The sequence below is a fragment of the Sorangium sp. So ce426 genome, from assembly GCF_051475585.1.
In the GTDB taxonomy this organism is placed as follows: domain Bacteria; phylum Myxococcota_A; class Polyangia; order Polyangiales; family Polyangiaceae; genus Sorangium; species Sorangium cellulosum_B.
The window spans coordinates 6897326-6917024 of record NZ_CP150341.1 but is presented as its reverse complement, the minus strand read 5'-3'; the positions used below and the strand labels follow the sequence as shown (position 1 = coordinate 6917024).

Sequence of the window (19699 nt, the reverse complement as noted above, 5' to 3'; positions counted from 1 at the left end):
CGCCACGTCTTACGCACCCGGCGCTGGGCGATCAACGGTCACCCGACGCGCCCGGGGGCCTCCCGGCCGTCCGGGTTTCCGTTGCAGCGCTCCGGCCCGCGCGGTTAGGGTGCGGCCACCTTGGCCCGCGCGTTCTCCGTCGCTGCCCTGGCGATCGCCGAGGGGGGCGCCAATGCCGTTGGCGCGGTGCGCTTCACCTGCGCCGAGGCGGAGCTCGAGGTCGAGCTGGTCCGCGTGGCCGGCTACTCGGAGGGGTTCGCCCTTGGCGCCGTAGCGGCGCCGGTCCGCTTCGGGGTGCCCTACACCGCGATCCGCGGCCTCTTCCGGCGCGGCAAGGCGCTCTGCGTCGCGCTCGATCCGTCCGCGTGCTCGCCGCACAACTGCTTCGTCCTCGCGCGCTTCGAGGGCGATCTGCCCGGCGTGCCCGGCGTGACCTCGCCGGCGGCGATGGAGGCGATGGAGAGCGCCTACCGCGCGCGCCTCCACGCCCGCATGGCGAGCTGGATCGCGCCGGCGCCGCTCGGCGTGCTCGCGGCCGCCCTGTCCCCCGACTATCTCGCGAGCGGCCCGCTCGGGACCGCGTCGCTCGCGTGCCTCGTCGCGCTCGCGACCTGGCTCGCGTTGCGCTTCGTCGCGCGGCTCGCGACCTGGGGAGGGCCGCCCTCGGACCGCCTGCGCGACGCGCTCGTGGCGGAGATGTCGAGCCGCATGGGCTTCGCGTCGGAGCGGCTCGCGGCCTCGTCCCCCGGCTCGCCGGCCGCGCCCGTGTTCGCGCCCCGCCCGACGCCGCTCGGCGAGCGGCCGGGGCGCGAACAGAGGCGCGGCGTCGAGGAGGGGATCGACGCGCTCCCGCTCCGGGCCCGCGTGCTCGTGCCCGCGGCGCTCGCGGTGATCGGCATCGTGGCGACGATGGCGTTCGTGCAGCGGTTCGCGGCCCCCCGCGATCTGCCGCCGGCCGAGCGGCAGGCGGCGCGCGGCGTCGGGCAGGCGACCCGGGGAGCCACGGCCGCGCTCCTCGCGAGCGAGGCCCGGGAGCGCGCCGAGCCGTCGTTCCCGCACTGCCTCTGCGACCGCGCCGACTCGCCGCTCTGGCGGGCGGGGGTGCCGATCCTCAGCCTGCTCGGAGCGACGGGGCCGGACGACGGCGCCGGGGTGATCGCGCCGATCCTGCGGCGAGACCGCGCGGACGACGACGCGGAGAGCGAGGCCGGCGCGGGGCAGGGCGACGCCGCCGGGGAGCAGGGCGACGCCGGAGCGGAGCCGAGCGACGCGGGCCGGGCCGGCCGCGCGACGCGGCCGGCGCGCGGCCGCTACGACTTCGAGCTCGCGGTCGTGAACAACAGCGGCGCGCCCGTCAGCGACTTCCGCGTGCTGCTCACGTTCGCGCGGCGCGATCGCCGCGGCGAGCGCGCCGGCATCACCGAGCGCGGGCTGTTCTGGGAAGGCGCGCTCGGGCCGGGGCGCGCGGTGAAGTGGCACGTCGAGGCGCCCGGGACGGAGGTGAAGATCGAGCCGGGCGTGACGGGCATGCTCGACGGCGAGACCGGCGTGGCGTCGCCCGACGCCTTCTTCCAGCTGACGCGCGCGCGCTACCGCGTGGTGCGCATCCACGCGGCGATGATGCTCGCCTGGCTCCGCGACCCGCGCGCCCGCGACGCGCTCGTGGCGCTCCTGCCCGCCGCGCCCGCGGAGGAGGCGATGCTCGGCCGGATCCGGCGCGCGACGGCCGATGTCATCCCGTGCTCGGCCGCGGTCGTCGAGGGGCGGCTGCGCGCGTGCCTCTTCAACGGCGGCGTGAATCCGGTGCGCGGCGCGACGCTGCGCGAGGTCGCTGCGGGCGAGGGCAGCGCGCCGCGCTCCTGGCCCGTCGGGGCGACCCTTCCGGTGCACGAGGGGGTGGAGGTGACGCTGCCCCTCGAGGGGAGCGCGGCGCCCGAGGAGCTCGAGGTGGTCCCGCAGGAGCGATGAGCCGATGATGGGGGAATGAAGAGAGGCTTCAGGGCCGCGCTCGCCCTTGTCGCCCCGCTCGCCGCCGCGCTGGCGCAGCTCGCGGGGGCCCGCGAGGCCGCCGCGTGGGCGCCGCTCGATCTCGAGGTCGTCCCCCGCTGGCGCGCGCTGCCGGCCCGCTACCACATCAACGGGGCGACGATCCCGGGGCCGCTCTCCAGCTTCGCCGCCGCCAGCATCGAGGCCGGCTTCGCGGCCTGGTCGAGCCCCGGATGCACGGCGTGGGAGGCCGAGCTCCTCGGCGACACGGGGGACGGCTACGACTTCGACGACGGCAAGAGCGTATTTCTCTGGATCAGCGACGGCTGGCCTGGCGAGCTCGGGCGAGCCGACTCGGTCATCGCCGTCACGATGCCGGTCTGGGATGCCGACGGCGTCATCGGCGAGGCCGACATGATCTTCAACAACGTCGGCTTCTGCTGGAACGACACGGGCGAAGGAGACTGCATCGATGTTCGATCGATCGCCACGCACGAAGAGGGGCACTTCCTTGGCCTGGGCCACACGAGCGTGCGCGGCGCGACGATGCTGGGGTTCTACCCGGGCGGCACGTCGGCGCGCACGCTCGAGGACGACGACATCGAAGGGGTCTGCGCCCTCTACCCGATCGCCGGGATGAGCGCCGCGAGCTCGGGCGGCGGCGGCTCCGGCGCGGGCGCGACGGCGACCTCGGGCGGAGCGGGCGGCGCGGCGTCGGGGAGCGAGGACAGGCCGAAGAGCGGCAACGTGGACGAGGCCGAGGGCGACGCCGGTTGCTCCTGCTCGGGCGCTGGCCAGCCGCCGATCGCTCTCGGCGCCCTCCCGATGACGGCGCTCGGCGCGCTGCTGGCCTTCTGGCGCCGGAGCCTGCGCGAGCGGCAGCGATCGGGCGGGGCAGGAGAGCGCGCCCCCCGTGTTGTCGCGCGGACGGGTGCGCTTTACAACCCAGCGCAGCCGGGGCAAACGTCCCGCCATGCCCGAGCCGAGCACCGCAGCGTTCGAGGCGGAGGTCGCGCGTGCCCTCCGCTCCCTTGAGGCCGACAGCTCCGTTTCCGCCCTCGATCCGCTCGGCGATCCGGCCGGGGCGGCGCGCGTCCTCTTGGCGGAGGGCGGCGGCGCGCCGCTGATCCTCCGGGTGGCGCCCGAGCTTGGCGCGCTGCGGCGGGAGCAGGATACAGGCTTCGGCCCGGCGCCGCGGGACCCCGTATGGCTCCGGATCGAGCGCGGCGCGAGCGCCCTCCGGCTCGCGCCGCTGAGGCTCGCGGGCGCCCGCCACGCGCAGCCCGAGGCAGGCGGCGCGGGCGGGGCCGGGGAGGGCACGGCCGAGCTTCGCGAGGCGGTGGGCGTCCAGGTGATCTCGGAGCGGCGCCCATGCTGCGGCGCCCCCACGTGCGCGCACGAGCGGACGTACGTCGCCGCCTGGCTCGGGCTCGCCGCGCCCGCGCCTGCGCGCGCCACGGCGGCGCGGCGCCTGCTCGTCGCCGAGGCGCAGGATCTCGAGGCCGCGCGGGCGGAGGCGCTCGTCGAGGCGGTGGCGGCGCCGCTCGCGGCCGCGCTGGGCGTCCCGCTGGAGACGGCGCGGGGTACCGAGCCGCCCGGCGCCATCGCGCCGCGGCCCCTGCCGGAGCCTGCGCCGACTCCACTGCCAGCGCTGCCGGCCGCCGCGCTGTCGCGGTTCGCGATCCGGAGCGAGGGGGAGCTCCTCGTCTTGCGGGATTACGCGAGCCACGGCCCGCGCGGCTCCGCGGCCCGCAACGCGCTCATCGGGGCCGCGTTGCTGCTCGGCGCGCTCGCGCTCTGGATCCAGGTCATGCGGAGCGTCTCCGCGGGGGACAGCGGCATCGCCATCGGCGTCGGCAGCGCCGCCGTGCTGCTCTCGCTCGCGGGCTACGCCTTCCTGGGCGTCGCGAGGTTCTCGTCCCGTTATGCGGCGCGCTCCGCCCCGGTCGTGTCGTTCGGCCCGGGCCGCTTCGTCGTCGCCCCCTGGGTGAGCCGCACCGGCGCGATCGACCTGCGCCCCGAGGGCCGGCTGGGAGCGGCCATCTCTGCCGGGGAGGTCCGCGAGATCCGCGTGCTCCCGCGCGGCGACCGGTTCGCGGTCGAGATCGAGACCGACCACGGGCCCATCGACGCCCTCCTCACCGAGCGCGAGGACGTCGCGCGCTACTGGCGGGACGCGATGGATCGCGCCGTCGCCTCGGTGCGCCACGCCGGCGGCCCGTCCGCCAAGCAGCGCCTCCGGGCGCGCGCCCAGGCGCAGCAGGCCCCCGCGGCGGGCTGAGCCGTACCGGCGATCGCCGCCTGCGCGGGGGGATACGCAAAAAGATGTCCGACGGGCGTCCTCAACCGGCGTCCTCAACCTGGGTCGGATGCCCCTCAACCTGGGTCGGATGCCCCGATGCCCCACCACCGCAACCTGGGTCGGATGCCCCAATTCTCCTTGTGTGCCGCTCTTTCTCATGTAATGAACTCGTTCAGTGAACGCGTTCACTCAAAGACTCGGCCGGCGCGACGCTCAGAAAGACGCGACGCGCGCCCGGATCCTCGAGGCCGCGCGCGACCACTTCGAGCGCCACGGCTTCGAGGCCGCCAACGTCCGCGCTATCGCCGCGGACGCGGGCGTGGCCGCCGGCACGGTCCTCCTCCACTTCGCCGACAAGCGCGACCTTCTCCACGCCGCGCTGTTCGACGACCTCGCCGCCACCGCGGCCGAGGCCGTCCGCGACGAGGAGCCCGGCTCCCTCGAGCAGCGGCTCCACCGGCTCGGGGCCGCCTTCTTCGCGTACTACGCCCGCCGGCCGGCCCTCTCGAAGACGCTGCTCCGCGACGCGCTGTTCGCCGACCCGCCCTGGCAGGCTCGCTTCACCGAGCAGGTCGCCGCCGTGCACGGCCGCGTCGTCGAGCTCTTCAACGCCGCCCGCGCGCAGGGGGAGGTCGCCGACGACGCCGACCCCGCGCTCTTCGGCGTCGCCTTCTTCTCCTTCTACTACTTCGCGCTGATCGCCTGGGCCCAGGGCGCGCATCCGTCGCCCATCGCCCTGCTCGATCGGCTCGTCGCTCAGCACCTCTGCGGCCTCCGCCCCGCAGCCAACGTCAGGAGGGCTCGATGACGTCATCCATCATGTTCCGCAGTCCAGCGGCGCGCGCGCGCATCGCGGCGTGGTTCGACAGGTTCCACGAGAAGCTCCCGGTCCCGACCCGATCGCGCGAGATCTCCACCCGCTTCGGCGCCACGCACGTCCTCATCGCCGGCCCCGAGGACGCCCCGCCGCTCGTCTGCCTGCACGGCGCGCTCGCCAGCTCCGCGCACCTCATGCCCGAGCTCGGCCCGCTCCTCGCGCGCTACCGCCTCCACGTCGTCGACGTCATCGGCCAGTCCGTCAAGAGCGCCGACGTCCGCCTGCCGATCGACGGGCCCGCCTATGCCGAGTGGCTCACCGACGTCCTCGACGCGCTCGGCCTCGCCCGCACCCACCTCCTCGGCGTCAGCTGGGGCGGCTTCGCGGCCCTGCGCATGGCCCAGGTCGCGCCCGCCCGCATTGACAGGCTCGTCCTGATCGTGCCGGCGGCCCTGGTGTCGGGCTCGGCGTGGCAAGGCCTCACCCGCATCGCGATCCCGATGGCCCTCTACCGCGCCTTCCCCTCGGAAGAGCGCCTCGCGCGCCTCGTCTCCGGGCTCTTCTCCACGCACGACGACATGTGGTGCTCCTACTTCGGCGACGCCGTCCGCAGCTACCGGCTCGATTTCCGCCCCCCGCAGCTCGCCACGCCCGCGTCCCTCGCCGGGTTCACGCGGCCCGCGCTCGTGTTCGGCGCCGACGACGACGTGAGCTTCCCCGGCGCGAAGCTGCTCGCGCGCGCGAAGGAGCTCCTGCCCCACGCCGAGACCGAGCTGCTCGAGGGGTGCCGCCACTCGCCCCCCACCGACGACGCCTTCCGCGCGCGGCTCTGCGGGCGGATCTCGCGCTTCCTCGGCAGCGACCCCGCGCGCGACGCCGCCGACGTCGCGCCGCCCCCCGCGCCGCCCGGGCTCGCCGCGCCGGTCGCGTGATCGCGCCGCGCTCCCGCTGGCGAGCGCCCCTCAGTGCCCCGACACGTCGTCGACCTGCGCGAACGCCTCGATGAGGCGCTCGCGCGCCCGCGCCGACAGCGGCGGCGCCTCGATCGAGCGCACGTTCTCCAGGAGGTGCTTCACGCGGCTCGTCCCCGACAGGATCACGTGCGCCCCGGGCTCGTCCCTGCAGAAGCGGTACGCCGCGTCCGGGAGCGACGAGGCCTCCTCTCCTTCCAGGAGCCGGTCCAGCCCCTCGTCGCCGAGCTCGGGCGACACCTTGCCGCGCGCGGCCAGGTCCGCGAGCAGCTCCCGCAGCCGATCGGGCCGGCTCAGCGCGCGCCGGACCGCGAACATGATCAGCGTCCCGATGTCCTTCGCCCGCGTCAGCGGGAACACCCGCGCTCGCGCCGACTGGTTCAGGAGGTTGAACCCGACCATCACGACGTCCCACACATCGTCGCGGAGCGCCTGCTCGAGCGTCGCGTGCGCCGGATCGGCGGCGAACGCCTCCGTGATGCCGAGGAAGCGGATCTTCCCCTGCTCGCGCAGGCGCAGCAGCACGGGGACGATCCGCTCGCGCAGATCGGCGTACTGATCCGGCAGCACGCCGTGCAGATGGTAGACGTCGACGTGATCCGTGCCGAGCCGCTCGAGGCTCGCATGCAGCGACGACACGACGTCTTCCGGCCGCAGCGGCGCCTCGAGGCGCGTCGTCTTCTTCGTCGAGAGCACCACGCTGTCGCGCGGCACCTCGCGGAGCGCCTTGCCGATGAGCCCCTCGGTCCCGTACGCCTCCGCCGTGTCGATGAAGTTCACGCCGCGCTCGATGGCCGCACGGACGAGCCGGAGCGACTCGGCCTCCGCGATGCGCCCGGACCCGAGCCGGCTGTCGCCGCCCGCGCCCAGGCCGAGCACGCTGACCTCGAGGCCGGTCCGGCCCAGGATGATTCGATTCACGATGGTCCTCTCCCTCGATGAACGGTGATCGTCACGGCGCCCACGCCGGGCCAGGGCTCACTCCTTCGGGGCGACCTTCCACGACGTGAACCGCCGCTCGACGCGCATGAGCAGGTGATTGAACGTCAGCCCGAGCGCCGTGATGGTCAAGATGCCGACATACATGCTCGGGATCTGGAAATTGTATTGCGCGTAGATGATCAGGTATCCGAGCCCCGCCTTGGCCCCGATCATCTCCGCCGCGACGAGGACGAGCAGCGAGTACGCGCCCGCCAGGCGGATACCCACGAAGATCGTCGGGACCGCGGCCGGCAGGATGACCTTGCGGAACAGCTGGAGCGGCGACAGCCCCATCGTGCGCGCCGACTTGATGAGCAGCGGATCGACCCCGCGCACCCCGCTGATCGTGTTGAGCAGGATCGGCCAGGTGCACGAGTAGATGACGAGCGCGATCTTCGAGGACTCCCCGATCCCGAGCAGCAGCAGGAACACGGGCAGGAGCGCGAGCGCCGCGGTGTTGCGCAGCACCTCGAGCAGCGGATTGAGCGCGTCCGCCACGCCCTTGTACCACCCGATCGCGAGCCCGAGCGGCACGCCCACCGAGATCGCCAGCGTGAAGCCGACGAGGGAGCGCGACAGGCTTGCCTTGATGTGGCTCAGGAGCTGCCCGTTCTGGAGCAGCTGCCACCCCGACCCCAGCACCTCGGACAGCGGCGGAAGGAACGCCCCCTCCACGAGGCCCGCCCGCGGCGCCGTCTCCCACAGGGCGGCGACCGCGAGGAGGATCCCCGACCGCGCGATGGCGCGGCCGATCCACCGCGCCGCGTCACCCACGAGCTGCCCTTGCTGCGACTCCTCGGGCAGCGAAATCGATTGCTCCAGGCTAGCCATTGACCGCCACCACGCCCGCCACGGGGCGGCTCTCCGTCGCGCGCTTCTGCCGCTTGCTCCGCTCCTGCTCCTCGGCCTTCAGCACCTCTTCGCGCAGCAGCGTCCAGATCTCGTGCCGCAGCCGTCCGAACTCCGGAGTCGACCGCGCGTCCTCATAGCCCCGGATCTCCTCCGGGATATCGATCACCCGCTTCACCCGGCCGGGCCGGGACGTCATGATAGCGACCCGCTGCCCGAGGAACACCGCCTCGTCGATGCTGTGCGTGATGAACAGGATCGTCTTGCGCGACTTCTCCCAGATCCGGAGCAGCTCCGCCTGCAGCGACTCGCGCGTCTGCGCGTCCAGCGCCGCGAACGGCTCGTCCATCATCAGCACCTCCGGGTCGTAGGCGAGGCTCCTCGCGATGGCCACCCGCTGCTTCATGCCGCCCGACAGCTCGTGCGGATACCGATCCTCGAAGCCGGAGAGGCTGACCAGATCCAGGTAATCCTGGGCGATCTCCTTGCGCCGGCTCTCCGGGATGCCCTTGGCCTCGAGCCCGAACTCGACGTTCTCGCGCGCCGTCCGCCACGGGAACAGCGCGTACTGCTGGAACACGATCCCTCGATCGAGGGCCGGGCCCGTGATCGGCTTGCCGTCGAGCAGGAGCTTGCCGCTGCTCGGCTTCGACAGGCCGCCGAGCAGATCGATGAGCGTCGACTTGCCGCACCCGCTCGGCCCGACGAGGACCATCAGCTCGCCGGCCCTCACGTCGAGGTTGAGGTCCTCGATGGCCGTGAACCGCGCGCTCTCCTTGGCGCCCGCCGGCCCTTTGACGGCGAATGTCTTGCTCACATTGTGGAACTGGATCTTGTTGCTCATGGCTCCTCCTGCTCCCGAACCTCGATGAGGGGGGGCCCCTTCACGGACCGCCGTTGAGCACGCCCCGTACCAAGCGTGAGCCGGCTTCCTGGACGCAAATCCGCTATAACAGATGACGGCCTGCTGCTGGAGCAGCAGGCGCTTGCTCACGGAGTGTTGCTACAGCAACAATGGATCCGTCCTTACGAACCCAGGGCGGTCCGACGAAGACGAATGGCAGTTATTTCGACGTGCGCGAACGCCCAGGGTAAATTTCCACCCCATGACCGCCGCCACCACGTCCTGGGGAGAAATCGACGCCGAGAAACTCGCGGGCAAGCGCGCACGCCTCTTCGAGCGAGCGCCGGTCGCGATCGTCCAGTACGGCAAGGAGCTCACGATCGAGGACTGGAACGGCGCGGCCGAGCGCCTGCTCGGCCACGCGCGGATGGAGGCGCTCGGCCAGCGCGTGGACGCGCTCCTGCCGGCGTCCGGCAGCCCCGACGGGTGGCAGCAGCTCCTCGCGGAGGACGGGGCGGCCCCCCGGGTGTGGAGCCACGTCAGGAAGGACGGCGCCGTGGTGAGCGTCGAGTGGCGCCACGAGCGCATCCTCGACGAGCACGGAGAGATCATCGGCGTCGGCGTCTTCGGGCAGGACGTGACGGAGCGGACCGAGCAGGCCCATCGCCACCATCAGAGAGAGGTGATCCTGCAGGCCATCACGCAGTCGCTCCCGATCATCGTCTGGGCCATCGATCGCGAGGGGATCTTCACGTGCCACGAGGGCAAGGCGCTCGAGGGCATCGGGCTCCAGCAGGGCGCGCACATCGGCAAGAACGTGTTCGACCTCTACGCGAGCAACCCGCAGGGGTGCGAGGTGCTGCGGCGGGCGCTCGCGGGCGAAGCGAGCCATTCGGAGTCCCTGACGCACGGGGTGTTCTGGGACAACTGGGAGGTCCCCATGCGCGACGAGAAGGGCGAGGTGTTCTCGGTCGTCGGCTTCACGCTCGATATCAGCAAGCCGAAGAACACCGAGCAGGAGCTCCGGGCCAGGCTGGAGCTCATCGAGCGGCAACAGCGGGTCATCCGCGACCTGTCGACTCCCATCATCCAGGTGTGGGACGGCGTGCTGACCCTGCCGATGATCGGCGTGCTCGACAGCGCCAGGACAGCGGAGGTGATGGATACCCTGCTCGACGCGATCGTCCGCACGGGCTCGCGCTTCGCCATCCTCGATCTCACCGGCGTCGAGCTGGTCGACACGAAGACCGCGAGCTACCTCCTCGATCTCGTCGCCGCGATCAGGCTGCTCGGCGCCGAGGGCATCGTCGCGGGCATCCGCTCGAACGTCGCCCAGACCATCGTGAGCCTCGGGCTCGATCTGGCCAACATCACCACCCTCGGGAACCTCCGGGCGGCGCTCCAGTACTGCATCCGTCAGATGACCAAGGAGCGCGCGGCCGGCGCGGCGCACGCTTCGCTCCACGGCGCTGCTCCGCGGCCCGCGTGACAGCGCCGCGCGGGCGACCGCTCCGGCGCGGCGCTCGCTCGGCTCCCCTGCGCTCCCTCACGAGCTCAGGCCACGCGATCGATCGCCCCCTCCACGCCTTCCTGCTTGGAGCAGTGCGCACAGCAGTAGAACGCCCCGCCGGCCTCGATGCCGTGCCCCACGATGCGGCAGGCGCAGTGCGCGCACACGGGCGCGAGCTTGTGAATCGCGCACTCGAAGCAATCGAAGGTGTAGCTCGTGCCGCTCACCATGATCTGAAATGCCTTGTCGTAGCTGTTGCCGCAGCAGTCACACGTGTTCATGGAAACCTCTCGACGGTTAGGGGACGACGTTGCGCCGCGCGCCGAGCGCGGCCGGCCCTCGCGATCACCCCGGGCTCCTTGGGGGGCTGTCCCGGCGCCGGTGGGTCTTCGATCTCCGGAGAGCGCTCTCCGGGCGCTGGTGGAGGGGGCGGGGGATCCCGACGCGCCGGCTCGCCAGGATCGGGATCGCGCCGCGGGGGCTCGCGCGGCGCCGGATCCTCCGCCGGCGGACCCCGTCCGGGATCACCGACGGGCTCGGGGCTGGGCGTTCTTCGGGAGGGGGGCGCATTCACCGGCATGGACGGTTCTTTCCTCGCGCGTCCTTGGCTGACCTCGTGTTGACGCGGTGCAAACAAGGTTGCATGAACCGCGCCACGAGCGCCTCCGAGCGGAGCGGCTCGACAGCGCGACGTGCTGCGCCCGCGCGGTCCTGGTACGCGCTCTCCGCGGCCCTCCACGGCGCGCATTCCTGTCACAGTGAGGCGCGGCTGCATGGCTGGGGCCGGCGCGGCGAGCCGGATGGGCCCGCCCGCCGACCGCCGGCGCTTCATTTCGGGAGGAAATGAAGGATCTGCCCGAGCGCCTTGGTGAGGCTCTCGGCTTCCAGCACGTCGGGCAGCACGAGCACGCCGAGCACGCTGAGGCCGATGCCCATCAGCGAGCCTCCGGCGATCACGCCCGCGCAGATGGCCTCGGTGTTCTCCGCGGCGAGCGCGTACCAGGGCCGCGCGGGCGGCGCGTCCGAGCGCCCGCCCGGCGCCGTCTCGCTGAGCCGCGTCTCCTGCTCGCGCTTCTTGTGCCAGAGCGCGGCGCGCCGCTCGAGCAGCCAGAAGAGGAACGAGCCGAGGAACATCGACCAGATATCGGTGAAGTTGAGGATGAACGCGAGCCCCAGGGCGACCGCGGAGAGGGGGAATCGGTTCTTCGTGACCTGCCTCGTGATCTCGACGAGGAGCCCGACGATCGCCCCGACCACCACCGCGGACTTGGCCGTCGGGTGGAGGAAATCGAGCCCCTTCATCAGCACCTCGGCGACGGCCTTCCACGTGAGCGCGCTCGGGACCGGCAGCCGCTCCGTCCCGTAGCGGCCGATGTCGCCCTGGATGAGCACGAGGTACCAGATGGGCACCGACAGCACGAGCCCCGCGACCGTCCCGAGCACGTGCCCCATCGCCTGGTGGCGCGGCTTGCCGCCGAGCATGTAGCCCGGCTTGATATCCATCAGCAGGTTCGCCGTGTTGCTCGCGACCTCGGCGGTGATCCCGGCCGTCATCAGGTTCGTCGTGATGTTCTTCGGCGCGAGCGCGCCGTAGGTGAGCTGCGTCAGCTTGCCGAGCGCCCCGGTCGGGGTGATCGCCGTGATGGCCGTCGAGTTGACCGCGATGAGCGAGAAGATGAAGACGAGCGGGATCGCGAGCGCCCCGAGCCACCACGAGATCCCGAACCAGAGCTGCCCGAGCACCACGATCACCACGCCGACGATGGGTATGCCGATGATCGACAGCTTCACCGGGAGCTCGATGTCCGCGAGCACGTCGGTCGCTCCACCCTTCTTGGCGAGGCCCTTGAACGCGTCGATGATCACCTTTGGCTTGGAGAAGAAGGCGTAGAGAGAGGACGTCGTCATGCACGCGACGCCGCCCCACAGCGCCCAGAGGGTGATCGCGCCGAACCCGAAATGCCCGTTCTTCGGCAGGATGATCCCGCGCTCGATCAGCATCGGGGCGAGGATCCAGTAGTTGAGGATGCCGCCGAGGAGGAGCGACACGCCGGTCCGGATGCCCATCAGGCCGCCTGTGGCGACGAAGATGATGCTCGTGTCGAACCGGATGGTGAGCTCGTTCAGGGGGGTGCCGCGGATGGCCGGCGAGAGGCCCCAGCGCTTGAGCAGATCGGCGAAGCCCCCGCCATAGAGGAGCTCGTCGTAGTAATGGGGGATGTTCTTCAGCGCGAAGAGCGCGCGCATCACCTTGTCGTCGCGGAGGAGCTCGAGCGCGGCGCTCAGCAGGCCGCCGCCGAGGAGGAGCTTCGCCTTGAAGAGGCCCTCCTTCTCGTCGCTCTCGTGCAGCGCGTCCATCACGACGCCGGCGGCCATCCCCTCGGGGAAGGGCTGCTGCTCGTCGTTGATGAAGCGCTTCTTCATCGGGAAGGCGAAGAGCACGCCCAGGATGGCGAGGACGAACATCCAGATCATCGCCTGACCCATGGGGATGATCGTCGTCGTGACCATCGAGTAGGCCGCGAGGCTCGTGAAGAGCGGCGCGTTCATGTATCCGGCCGACGTCGCGATGGACTGCATCGCGTTGTTCTCGAGCACGGTCATGTCGCTGCCGAGGCCGAGCCTGGAGAGCACCTTGAAGAGCCCGAAGGCCAGGATCACGCTCGTGATCCCGACGCCGAGCGACCAGCCGGTGCGCGCGCCGATGTACAGGTTCGTGAGCGACAGGAACGCGCCGAGGAGCATGCCCGTGATCGCCGAGCGCCACGTGAGCTGGGGCATGTCGCCGCGGTAGACGTTCTTCAGCCACCATGCGTCCTTCTCTTCGAGCGACATGGTGTGAACCTGCTCTGGCGTGAGCTGTTTGATGGCCATTGCGCGGCGACCTCCTCGCACCTTGTACCATGGTGGGCGACGCGCCGTGCATCCGTTCGGAGAGCGCCGGCGGCGCAGATCTCGCCGATTCCCCGTTCGCCACAGCCTCCGCGCGCCCGTCGCCGATCCCGGCGAAGCCACGCTGCGACGGAATTGCTGGCCCCGTGTCACGGGCCTCGCGCCCGTCGCGCGGCGCGGAGGCGGGCAGAGGCTCCCTCAACGCGCCTCGGGGCGGAGCAGGCGGACCATCGCCTCGGCGACGCCCGCGGCCGACGCAGGGTTTTGCCCGGTCACCAGGCGCTCGGCGACGACGACCTGCTTCTGCCACGGCGCTGCAGGTTGGAAGAGCGCGCCGCGCTCGACGAGCCGATCCTGGAGCAGGAACGGCACCACGGCGTCGAGCTTCACCGCCCGTTCCTCTTCGTTCGTGAACGCGCTCACCGCCTTTCCGGCGACGAGGTGCTGTCCGGACGAGAGGCGCACGTTCACGAGCGCCGCGGGCCCGTGGCACACGGCGCCCACGACGCCGCCGCGCTCGTAGATGCTCGAGCGCTACCCCGGCATACGCGTCGATATCCACGTCGTGTTCCAGATGCCGCGCTCGGGTCGGGCGCTCCCGTGGGTCTTCCACCCCGGCCCGACCACGCTCGTCCCCGACGCCCACTACCGGTGCTCGGAGGACGTGCTCGGCATCATCGGCCTCGCGCGCGCCGGCGTCGGGCTCGTGCAGACGTACGACTTCCTCGTCGAGGACGACGTCGCGCGCGGCACGCTGGTGCAAGTGCTCGTGCCTTTCCGCGGCGCGAGCAGGCCGTTCTCGCTGATTCACCCGAAAGGCACCGTGCTGTCGCCCGCCGCCCGCGCGCTCAAGGCGTTCGTCATCGAGCGCGAGGCGGCGCGCGTGAAGTGAGGGCACGAGCGCGGCTCGCTGCGTCACCATCGCATACGCCAATCCGAGTCGAGCCGCCCGCGCGAACCGGGGTCGGGCCGTGTCAACCTCGGCTCGAGTCGGCGCCTATCATCCGATCCGAGAGGACCTCTTCGTGACCACCACGACGTGCGCCCTTCCCACCCTCATTGTCTGGGGTGACAGTGACCGCATCAGCACGCCCGACGTATGCCAACAGCTTCCAGGTGGCGAACGCGGGGCAGCTCGTCCAATCCCGCCTCCCACAGGTGTACCGACGTTATCGGTTTCTCGGGTAGCGCTGGCCTCTCCCGAGCTCCCCGGCGACCGCCGCCGCGGCCTCCGCCTCCGCCTCCGCCTGGACGGCGACGTCGTCCGGCGGCGGCGGCGCCTGAACCGCAGGGAACCGCGCGCCGAACACGCCGGCGCCCGCGGTGATCGGCTCCACGCGCTCGCTCGTGGTCCGCGCGTCGAACTCGACGATCCGGTTCACCGCGCGCTGCATGGCGATGGCGACGAACAGCCAGGTGATCGGGCCGGTAAAGAGCTGGAGGTACGGGATGACGCTCGCCACACACGCCGCGATGACCAGGCCCCGCGGCACGCCGTCGGGCATGCCCCGCAGGCGGCACTGCAGGTTCACGCGATCACAGAGCCGGAGGCCGTTCCAGAAGATCCAGTAGTAGTTGAAGTACGGGGCGAAGTGCAGGACGATGGCCTTCCCCATGGAGGGATCGTCGCGCTCGGCCCGGGGCAGCTGGGCGTGCATCGCGTTGAAGCGGATGAACGACACGATTCCGAACGTCATGACGTGCAGCAGCGCCGTGGCCCACACCGGAAACGCCTCGAGCTGATGCCGCGCGAGGGCGACCCGCTCGCCCGCGCCCAGCGCGGCCACGCCGCCCCGATAGCTGTTGGAGGCGACAGGCTGCCCGCCGACGCGCTGCGCCAGCAGGGCGTGACGCATGGCCTCGTTCTGTCGGCGCAGGCGCTCGTTCTCGGCCTGAACGTCGTCGAGCTTGCCCGCGAGCGCGTCTCGATCGGAACGGAACACGGGGCAAGTATAGCGCCGCGCCCGGGCCCAGCAGGCCGAAGCGGAGGGTCGAGCGAGTGATGAGGCCCCGATGGCCCGCGCGAGGCACGAGAGGGAGAGCCGTGGCGCTCTCGGCGCAGGGCAGATGGGGTATCAGTCGCTGTCTCGGCCGCTGCCTGTGAATCCGTCTTCCCGGCGGGCGAAGAGGACGTTGAACGTCGTGAGCGTCCCGTAACAGCCCGTGATGTACGCCTGGAGCTGGACCTTCTCCGCGTCGCTCAGCCCCTCGTGCCCGTTGATCTTCTGCTCCAGCACGCGCAGCTTGTCGCGGAGCATCACGATCTTGTGGAAGAACACGTCGAGCGGGATGCGCTTCTCGGCCGTGCCCTCCTTCCCGGGCCGGAGCACGATCTCCCCGCCTTCCCAGCGGCCGCCCAGCTCCGCGCGGCCGACGCCGAGCTCCTCGGACAGCACCTCGCGCAGCACACGGCGGAACTCGTCGATATCCATGTCGATGTCGATCTCCCTTGGCAGCGGCGAACGGAAGGGCTGCGGCGCCGCGCTCGTCCGGCGCTCGGGCGACGGGGCGCGCTCGGGCGCCCGCGGCCTGACGCCGGAGCCGCGCGGCTGGCCCGCCGCCCGGGGTGGCGGTGGCGGCGGAGGCGCGCCCTTGGCACGGTAGCGGGCGCACGTCGCTGTCGCCTTGATCGGCGGCGGGTACACCTCGAGGGCGCACTCGCCGACGCGGCCGCGCGCTGGATCGTCGTGCGCCCGGGTGAATGCCGCGCAGCTGCCGCACCGACCCGCGTAATCGTTCACTGCGGCGGGACTGTACCAGCTTTGCGGCCGTCGGGGAGCGCCTTGTCGACGCACGGAGGCGCCTGCCAGCGACGCCGCGATCCGGTCCCGGTGCCGCGCTCGGTCCCGGTGCCGCGCTCGCCTGTCGCAGCGAGGGCGAGCTCGCCGCGGTTCGGCTACCATGTCTGGCCGTGCGTGCCCCGGCCCTGCTCCCCGCCCTCGTCTCCGCCGCCGCCCTCGCTGCCTGCGCCGCCGAGCCGCCGCCACGCGCGCCGTCGCCTCCGGCCGCCGCGCCGTCGCCGCCAGCCGCGGCGCCCTCGCCAGCTGCCGGGCCGGAGCCGGCGGCCGCGCGGCCGCCGCTCGAGTTCATCCACGACGACGTGCCGCGGGCGCGCGAGAAGGCCCGGGCCGAGGGCAAGGCGCTGTTCGTCGATGCGTGGGCGCCGTGGTGCCACACGTGCCTGAGCATGAAGCACTACGTGCTGACCGATCCGTCGCTGCGCCCGTTCGCCGATCGGGTGGTGTTCGCGGACGTCGACACGGATCGACCGGAGAGCGCGCCGTTCCTGGAGCGGCACGAGGTGACGGTGTGGCCGACGTTCTTCGTCCTCGAGCCGGCGGGCGGCGAGGTGATCGGGCTCTGGCGGGGCGCCGCCTCGGTCGAGGAGCTGCGCGAGCTCATCCGCGAGGCGCTGCTCGCGATGGATTCGCAGGCTGCGTCGGCGCTGCCCGCGGACGATCCGAACCGCCTGCTTGTCGAGGCGAAGCGGGCCCACAGCGCGGGGGACCACGCCGCGGCGGTGTCCGCCTACCGGCGCGCCCTTGCCCGGGGCGGAGAGGCCTGGCCGCGGCGCAGCGAGGCGCTGCTCGGCCTCCTGGCGGCGCTCTACCGCAAGAAGGACGCCGCGGCGTGCGCGGAGCTCGGCAGCGCGCACGTCGGCGAGGTGAAGGGCGCGGCGCTGCCCGCCGATTTCGCGAGCATCCTGCTCTCCTGCGCGGCCGCGCTCCCCGGCGGCAAGGCCCAGCGGGCCGCGCGCGAGGCGGCGGTCGCCCGGCTGCGGTCGATCGTCGCGAGCCCGCCCGCGGACGCGAGCGCGGACGACAGGGCCGACGCGTGGGGCCTGCTCGCCGAGGGGCTCGAGGCGCTCGGCGACGCGGGCGGGGCCCGCGCTGCGAGCGAGTCGAAGCTCGCCGTGCTGGAGCGGGCCGCGAAGGAGGCGAAGACGCCCGAGGCGGCCGCCGCGTACGACTACGGGCGCGCCATGGCGTATATCGCGCTCGGCCGTGGCGAGGAGGCGATCGCGATGCTCTCGCAGCGCGAGGCGCAGATGCCCGCCTCGTACGAGCCGCCCGCGCGGCTCGCGCAGGTGCTCCACGCGATGGGCCGCGAGGCGGAGGCGCTCGCCGCGGTGGAGCGGGCCATCGGCCGCGCCTATGGCCCCCGCCGGCTGCGCTACCTGAAGCTCCGCGCGGAGATCCAGCAGCGGCTCGGGCGGGGCGCGGAGCAGATCGCCACGCTGCGCGAGGAGGTGGCCGGCTACGAGGCGCTCCCCAGGGGACACGCCAGCCAGGCGGCCCTGGACGACGCGCGGCGGCGGCTCGCCGAGGCGGAGAAGGCCCAGCGCGGCGGCGGTGTGAAGAAGCGCTGACGGCGGCGGCGTCTGGCGACCCCCGAAGAGCAGCGAGGACAGGCGTGCGTGGCTCACGTGCGCTGTATGCCACGCTCCCGCTTCACAGCGTCGGCAGCACGCCGCGATCCCGGCCGAGGGGGAAGGCCGTCTCGAGGCGGGCGATGTCCTCGCTGCTGAGGCGCAGATCGCCCGCGGCCGCGTTGTCGAGCGCGTGTGCGGCGTTCGCGGCCTTGGGGATCACGAAGACCGGCTGGCGGCGGAGCAGGAAGCGCAGCGCGACCTGCCACGGCGTCGCGCGGTGGGCGGCGGCGACGGACGCGAGCACCCTGCCCGCCGCGCTGTGCGGCGCCGGGAACCGGCCCGAGCCGAACGGGCTGTAGGCGACGACCGCGATGCCGTGCCGCTCGCAGAGCGGCAGCACCCGGTGCTCGATCGACCGCTCGAGCAGGTGATAGAGCACCTGGTTGCAGGCGATCTCGCGCGCTCCGGCGATGGTGATCGCCTTCGACAGCTCCGCCTGGTCGAAGTTGCTGACGCCGAAATACCGGATCTTGCCCTGGTCCCTCAGGTCCTTGAAGGCGCGGAACGTCTCCTCGAGCGGGTGCGTCCCGGGCCAGTGGAGGAGGTAGAGGTCGAGCCTGTCGGTGCGGAGCTGCTCCAGGCTTCGCTCGCACGCCGCGATCGTACCGGCGTAGCTCGCGTTGCTGGGCAGCACCTTGGAGGCGAGGAACACCTCGTCGCGGCGGCCGGCGATCGCCTTGCCGACGATCGCCTCGACCGCGCCCGAGCCGTACATCTCCGCCGTGTCGATGTGCGTCATGCCCGCGTCGATCCCCCGCCGGATGGCGTCGATGCAGGCCGCCTCATCGTCCATCTCCATCTGCCAGGTGCCCTGTCCGACGACCGGGATCGTGACGCCAGTAGAACCGAGTACGCGCTGCTCCATGATGATGAACCTCCGCTTTTGTCACCGGGGGCCGCACGCGCCGCCCCCGCCCCGCCGGCAGAGCCGGCGGGGCCCCCACGCGGTCCGTGCTGGCCTCCCTTCACGGAGAGCCGCATGGACACAGCAATTCTACCTGATCGGCGTTGCAGAGGCGCCCCTCCGCCCCGGGTGGGATCGCTGAATTCACCACGAAAAGCAAGCCCGAGCGCCTTCATCGGGCTGAGTCCGGCGGTTCGCGACGTCGGTCGCTGGCGCCATGCCCATAGAAAATTCCTTGCTTGAGGACGTCGCAGACAGACGATGAGCCGCTGTGTAGATTGCGCTGTCCGCGGGCTCCGAGGAGGTGGATCGATGCGTTGCATGCTGATGGGATCGTTCGTACTGGCCGCCGTGATGTCGTTCGCTGGCGTGAGCCGCGCGCACATCGACCTCACGTCCCCCGCGCCGAGGCACGCGGACGACCAGCAGAAGGTGGCGCCTTGCGGTGCTCGCGGCGATGCGCGGGGTGAGACCGTCACCGTGTTCGAGCCGGGTGAGACCATCACGGTGACGTGGAACGAGACGATCGATCACCCCGGGCATTTCCGGATCATGTTCGACGACGACGGCTTCGACGATTTCCCGGAGCCGACCGATGAGAACGATCTCTGCGAGCCGGGGGTGGACAAGGGCTGCCTGCTCGACGGCATCGCCGACAAGCGCGGAGGGTCGTATTCGGCGGAGGTCACGCTCCCGGACGTGGAGTGTGACAACTGCACGCTTCAGCTCATCCAGGTCATGACGGACAGGAGGCCGGCCACCCTCTACTACCGTTGTGCGGATCTGGTGCTCAAGTCCTCCGACCCTGGCGCCGCGACGAGCGCCGCGAGCTCCGGCGCCGGCACGGGCGGCGGCGCGACGGGCGCTGGCGGGGACGCGGCGACGAGCGCGAGCAGCAGCGCCACGGTGGGCGCGGGCGGAGACGCGACGACGGGCGCGGGCACGGGCGGGGGCGCAACGACAGGGGCGGGCGCGGGCACGGGCGGGGGCGCAACGACGGGCGCCGGCGTTGACGAGGGATCTGGCGCGGCGGAGGACGACGGCGGGTGCAGCTTCGGCGGCGCGGCGGGCGGGGCTCCGATCTCGGCGGGGCTCGGCGCGCTCGCCGCCCTCGCGCTCGCGGCGCGCGGGCGGAGGCGAGGCCGGCCGGCGCCGCGGCAGGACGCTGCCGGTCGCGGGCCGCGGCGCTCGTGATCGCGGGGCCGGCGCGC

At 72.4% G+C, this 19699-nt stretch carries 17 protein-coding genes and 1 pseudogene; 9 read left to right on the top strand and 9 right to left on the bottom strand.

Annotation, left to right across the window (positions count from 1 at the left end; genetic code table 11):
• The first annotated feature begins 120 nt into the window (after positions 1-120).
• From WMF44_RS25710 to WMF44_RS25690, 5 genes are all read left to right on the top strand, one after another.
• Positions 121-1968: a hypothetical protein gene (locus WMF44_RS25710; RefSeq protein ID WP_437292674.1), complete on the top strand. Its 1848-nt coding sequence runs from the start codon at positions 121-123 to the stop codon at positions 1966-1968.
• 15 nt (positions 1969-1983) lie between these two features.
• The gene (locus tag WMF44_RS25705) at positions 1984-3021 is read left to right on the top strand and encodes a matrixin family metalloprotease (RefSeq protein ID WP_437292673.1); all 1038 of its coding nucleotides are present in this window, start codon (positions 1984-1986) and stop codon (positions 3019-3021) included.
• Entirely contained in the window at positions 2960-4267 is a 1308-nt protein-coding gene (locus WMF44_RS25700; RefSeq protein ID WP_437292672.1) for a hypothetical protein, read from the top strand. Before WMF44_RS25705 ends, WMF44_RS25700 begins: the two co-directional genes overlap by 62 nt.
• A 196-nt stretch (positions 4268-4463) precedes the next feature.
• Complete coding sequence (locus WMF44_RS25695) at positions 4464-5096, top strand: TetR/AcrR family transcriptional regulator (RefSeq protein WP_437292671.1); 633 nt, start codon at positions 4464-4466, stop codon at positions 5094-5096.
• Positions 5093-6037: an alpha/beta fold hydrolase gene (locus tag WMF44_RS25690; RefSeq protein ID WP_437292670.1), complete on the top strand. Its 945-nt coding sequence runs from the start codon at positions 5093-5095 to the stop codon at positions 6035-6037. The genes WMF44_RS25695 and WMF44_RS25690 overlap by 4 nt, the downstream gene beginning before the upstream one ends.
• A 30-nt stretch (positions 6038-6067) precedes the next feature.
• Here the strand turns inward: WMF44_RS25690 and WMF44_RS25685 are convergent, their stop codons facing one another.
• From WMF44_RS25685 to WMF44_RS25675, 3 genes are read right to left on the bottom strand one after another with little or no spacing between them, the layout of a single operon-like run.
• Entirely contained in the window at positions 6068-6997 is a 930-nt protein-coding gene (locus tag WMF44_RS25685) for an aldo/keto reductase (RefSeq protein ID WP_437292669.1), read from the bottom strand.
• A gap of 57 nt (positions 6998-7054) precedes the next feature.
• Entirely contained in the window at positions 7055-7888 is an 834-nt protein-coding gene (locus WMF44_RS25680; protein ID WP_437292668.1) for an ABC transporter permease, read from the bottom strand.
• Positions 7881-8750, bottom strand: a complete 870-nt coding sequence (locus WMF44_RS25675) for an ABC transporter ATP-binding protein (RefSeq protein ID WP_437292667.1) — start codon at positions 8748-8750, stop codon at positions 7881-7883. The genes WMF44_RS25680 and WMF44_RS25675 overlap by 8 nt, the downstream gene beginning before the upstream one ends.
• Before the next feature lie 262 nt (positions 8751-9012).
• Between WMF44_RS25675 and WMF44_RS25670 the strand changes: the two genes are divergently transcribed.
• Positions 9013-10239: a PAS domain S-box protein gene (locus WMF44_RS25670; protein WP_437292666.1), complete on the top strand. Its 1227-nt coding sequence runs from the start codon at positions 9013-9015 to the stop codon at positions 10237-10239.
• Between the two features lie 65 nt (positions 10240-10304).
• Here the strand turns inward: WMF44_RS25670 and WMF44_RS25665 are convergent, their stop codons facing one another.
• The 3 genes and pseudogenes from WMF44_RS25665 to WMF44_RS25655 form a co-directional block, all read right to left on the bottom strand.
• Complete coding sequence (locus WMF44_RS25665; protein WP_437292665.1) at positions 10305-10541, bottom strand: hypothetical protein; 237 nt, start codon at positions 10539-10541, stop codon at positions 10305-10307.
• A 547-nt stretch (positions 10542-11088) separates the two neighbouring features.
• Positions 11089-13134, bottom strand: coding sequence for an OPT family oligopeptide transporter (locus WMF44_RS25660; protein ID WP_437292664.1), 2046 nt, complete (start codon positions 13132-13134; stop codon positions 11089-11091).
• Positions 13135-13350: 216 nt separating this feature from the next.
• Positions 13351-13677: pseudogene (locus WMF44_RS25655) on the bottom strand (type 1 glutamine amidotransferase domain-containing protein); the annotation flags it as partial.
• Between WMF44_RS25655 and WMF44_RS25650 the strand changes: the two are divergent.
• Positions 13676-14044, top strand: coding sequence for a LysR substrate-binding domain-containing protein (locus WMF44_RS25650; protein WP_437292663.1), 369 nt, complete (start codon positions 13676-13678; stop codon positions 14042-14044). The pseudogene WMF44_RS25655 and the gene WMF44_RS25650 overlap by 2 nt on opposite strands.
• A 277-nt stretch (positions 14045-14321) precedes the next feature.
• Here the strand turns inward: WMF44_RS25650 and WMF44_RS25645 are convergent, their stop codons facing one another.
• Together WMF44_RS25645 and WMF44_RS25640 are read right to left on the bottom strand one after the other, a co-directional pair.
• The gene (locus tag WMF44_RS25645) at positions 14322-15095 is read right to left on the bottom strand and encodes a hypothetical protein (protein ID WP_437292662.1); all 774 of its coding nucleotides are present in this window, start codon (positions 15093-15095) and stop codon (positions 14322-14324) included.
• A 132-nt stretch (positions 15096-15227) separates the two neighbouring features.
• Entirely contained in the window at positions 15228-15893 is a 666-nt protein-coding gene (locus tag WMF44_RS25640) for a hypothetical protein (protein ID WP_437292661.1), read from the bottom strand.
• A 170-nt stretch (positions 15894-16063) separates the two neighbouring features.
• Here WMF44_RS25640 and WMF44_RS25635 point away from each other — a divergent pair, with 170 nt between their 5' ends.
• Positions 16064-17521 carry a thioredoxin family protein gene (locus WMF44_RS25635; protein WP_437292660.1) on the top strand — a complete coding sequence of 486 codons (1458 nt, stop codon included), beginning with the start codon at positions 16064-16066 and terminating at the stop codon, positions 17519-17521.
• 82 nt (positions 17522-17603) lie between these two features.
• Here WMF44_RS25635 and WMF44_RS25630 read toward each other — a convergent pair whose 3' ends face one another.
• On the bottom strand, positions 17604-18449 hold the full coding sequence (locus WMF44_RS25630; protein ID WP_437292659.1) for an aldo/keto reductase: 846 nt from the start codon (positions 18447-18449) through the stop codon (positions 17604-17606).
• A gap of 351 nt (positions 18450-18800) precedes the next feature.
• On the opposite strand from WMF44_RS25630, the gene WMF44_RS25625 reads away from it, so the two are divergent.
• Positions 18801-19682 carry an SCE4755 family polysaccharide monooxygenase-like protein gene (locus WMF44_RS25625; protein ID WP_437292658.1) on the top strand — a complete coding sequence of 294 codons (882 nt, stop codon included), beginning with the start codon at positions 18801-18803 and terminating at the stop codon, positions 19680-19682.
• Positions 19683-19699: the final 17 nt, after the last annotated feature.

What these genes read in the sequence shown, in the direction of transcription:
- WMF44_RS25630 (WP_437292659.1), bottom strand. Translation starts at nt 18,449, where the DNA reads ATGGAGCAGCGCGTACTCGGTTCTACTGGCGTCACGATCCCGGTCGTC.
- WMF44_RS25660 (WP_437292664.1), bottom strand. Translation starts at nt 13,134, where the DNA reads ATGGCCATCAAACAGCTCACGCCAGAGCAGGTTCACACCATGTCGCTC.
- WMF44_RS25670 (WP_437292666.1), top strand. Translation starts at nt 9,013, where the DNA reads ATGACCGCCGCCACCACGTCCTGGGGAGAAATCGACGCCGAGAAACTC.
- WMF44_RS25680 (WP_437292668.1), bottom strand. Translation starts at nt 7,888, where the DNA reads ATGGCTAGCCTGGAGCAATCGATTTCGCTGCCCGAGGAGTCGCAGCAA.
- WMF44_RS25650 (WP_437292663.1), top strand. Translation starts at nt 13,676, where the DNA reads ATGCTCGAGCGCTACCCCGGCATACGCGTCGATATCCACGTCGTGTTC.
- WMF44_RS25705 (WP_437292673.1), top strand. Translation starts at nt 1,984, where the DNA reads ATGAAGAGAGGCTTCAGGGCCGCGCTCGCCCTTGTCGCCCCGCTCGCC.
- WMF44_RS25625 (WP_437292658.1), top strand. Translation starts at nt 18,801, where the DNA reads ATGCGTTGCATGCTGATGGGATCGTTCGTACTGGCCGCCGTGATGTCG.
- WMF44_RS25675 (WP_437292667.1), bottom strand. Translation starts at nt 8,750, where the DNA reads ATGAGCAACAAGATCCAGTTCCACAATGTGAGCAAGACATTCGCCGTC.
- WMF44_RS25700 (WP_437292672.1), top strand. Translation starts at nt 2,960, where the DNA reads ATGCCCGAGCCGAGCACCGCAGCGTTCGAGGCGGAGGTCGCGCGTGCC.
- WMF44_RS25690 (WP_437292670.1), top strand. Translation starts at nt 5,093, where the DNA reads ATGACGTCATCCATCATGTTCCGCAGTCCAGCGGCGCGCGCGCGCATC.
- WMF44_RS25665 (WP_437292665.1), bottom strand. Translation starts at nt 10,541, where the DNA reads ATGAACACGTGTGACTGCTGCGGCAACAGCTACGACAAGGCATTTCAG.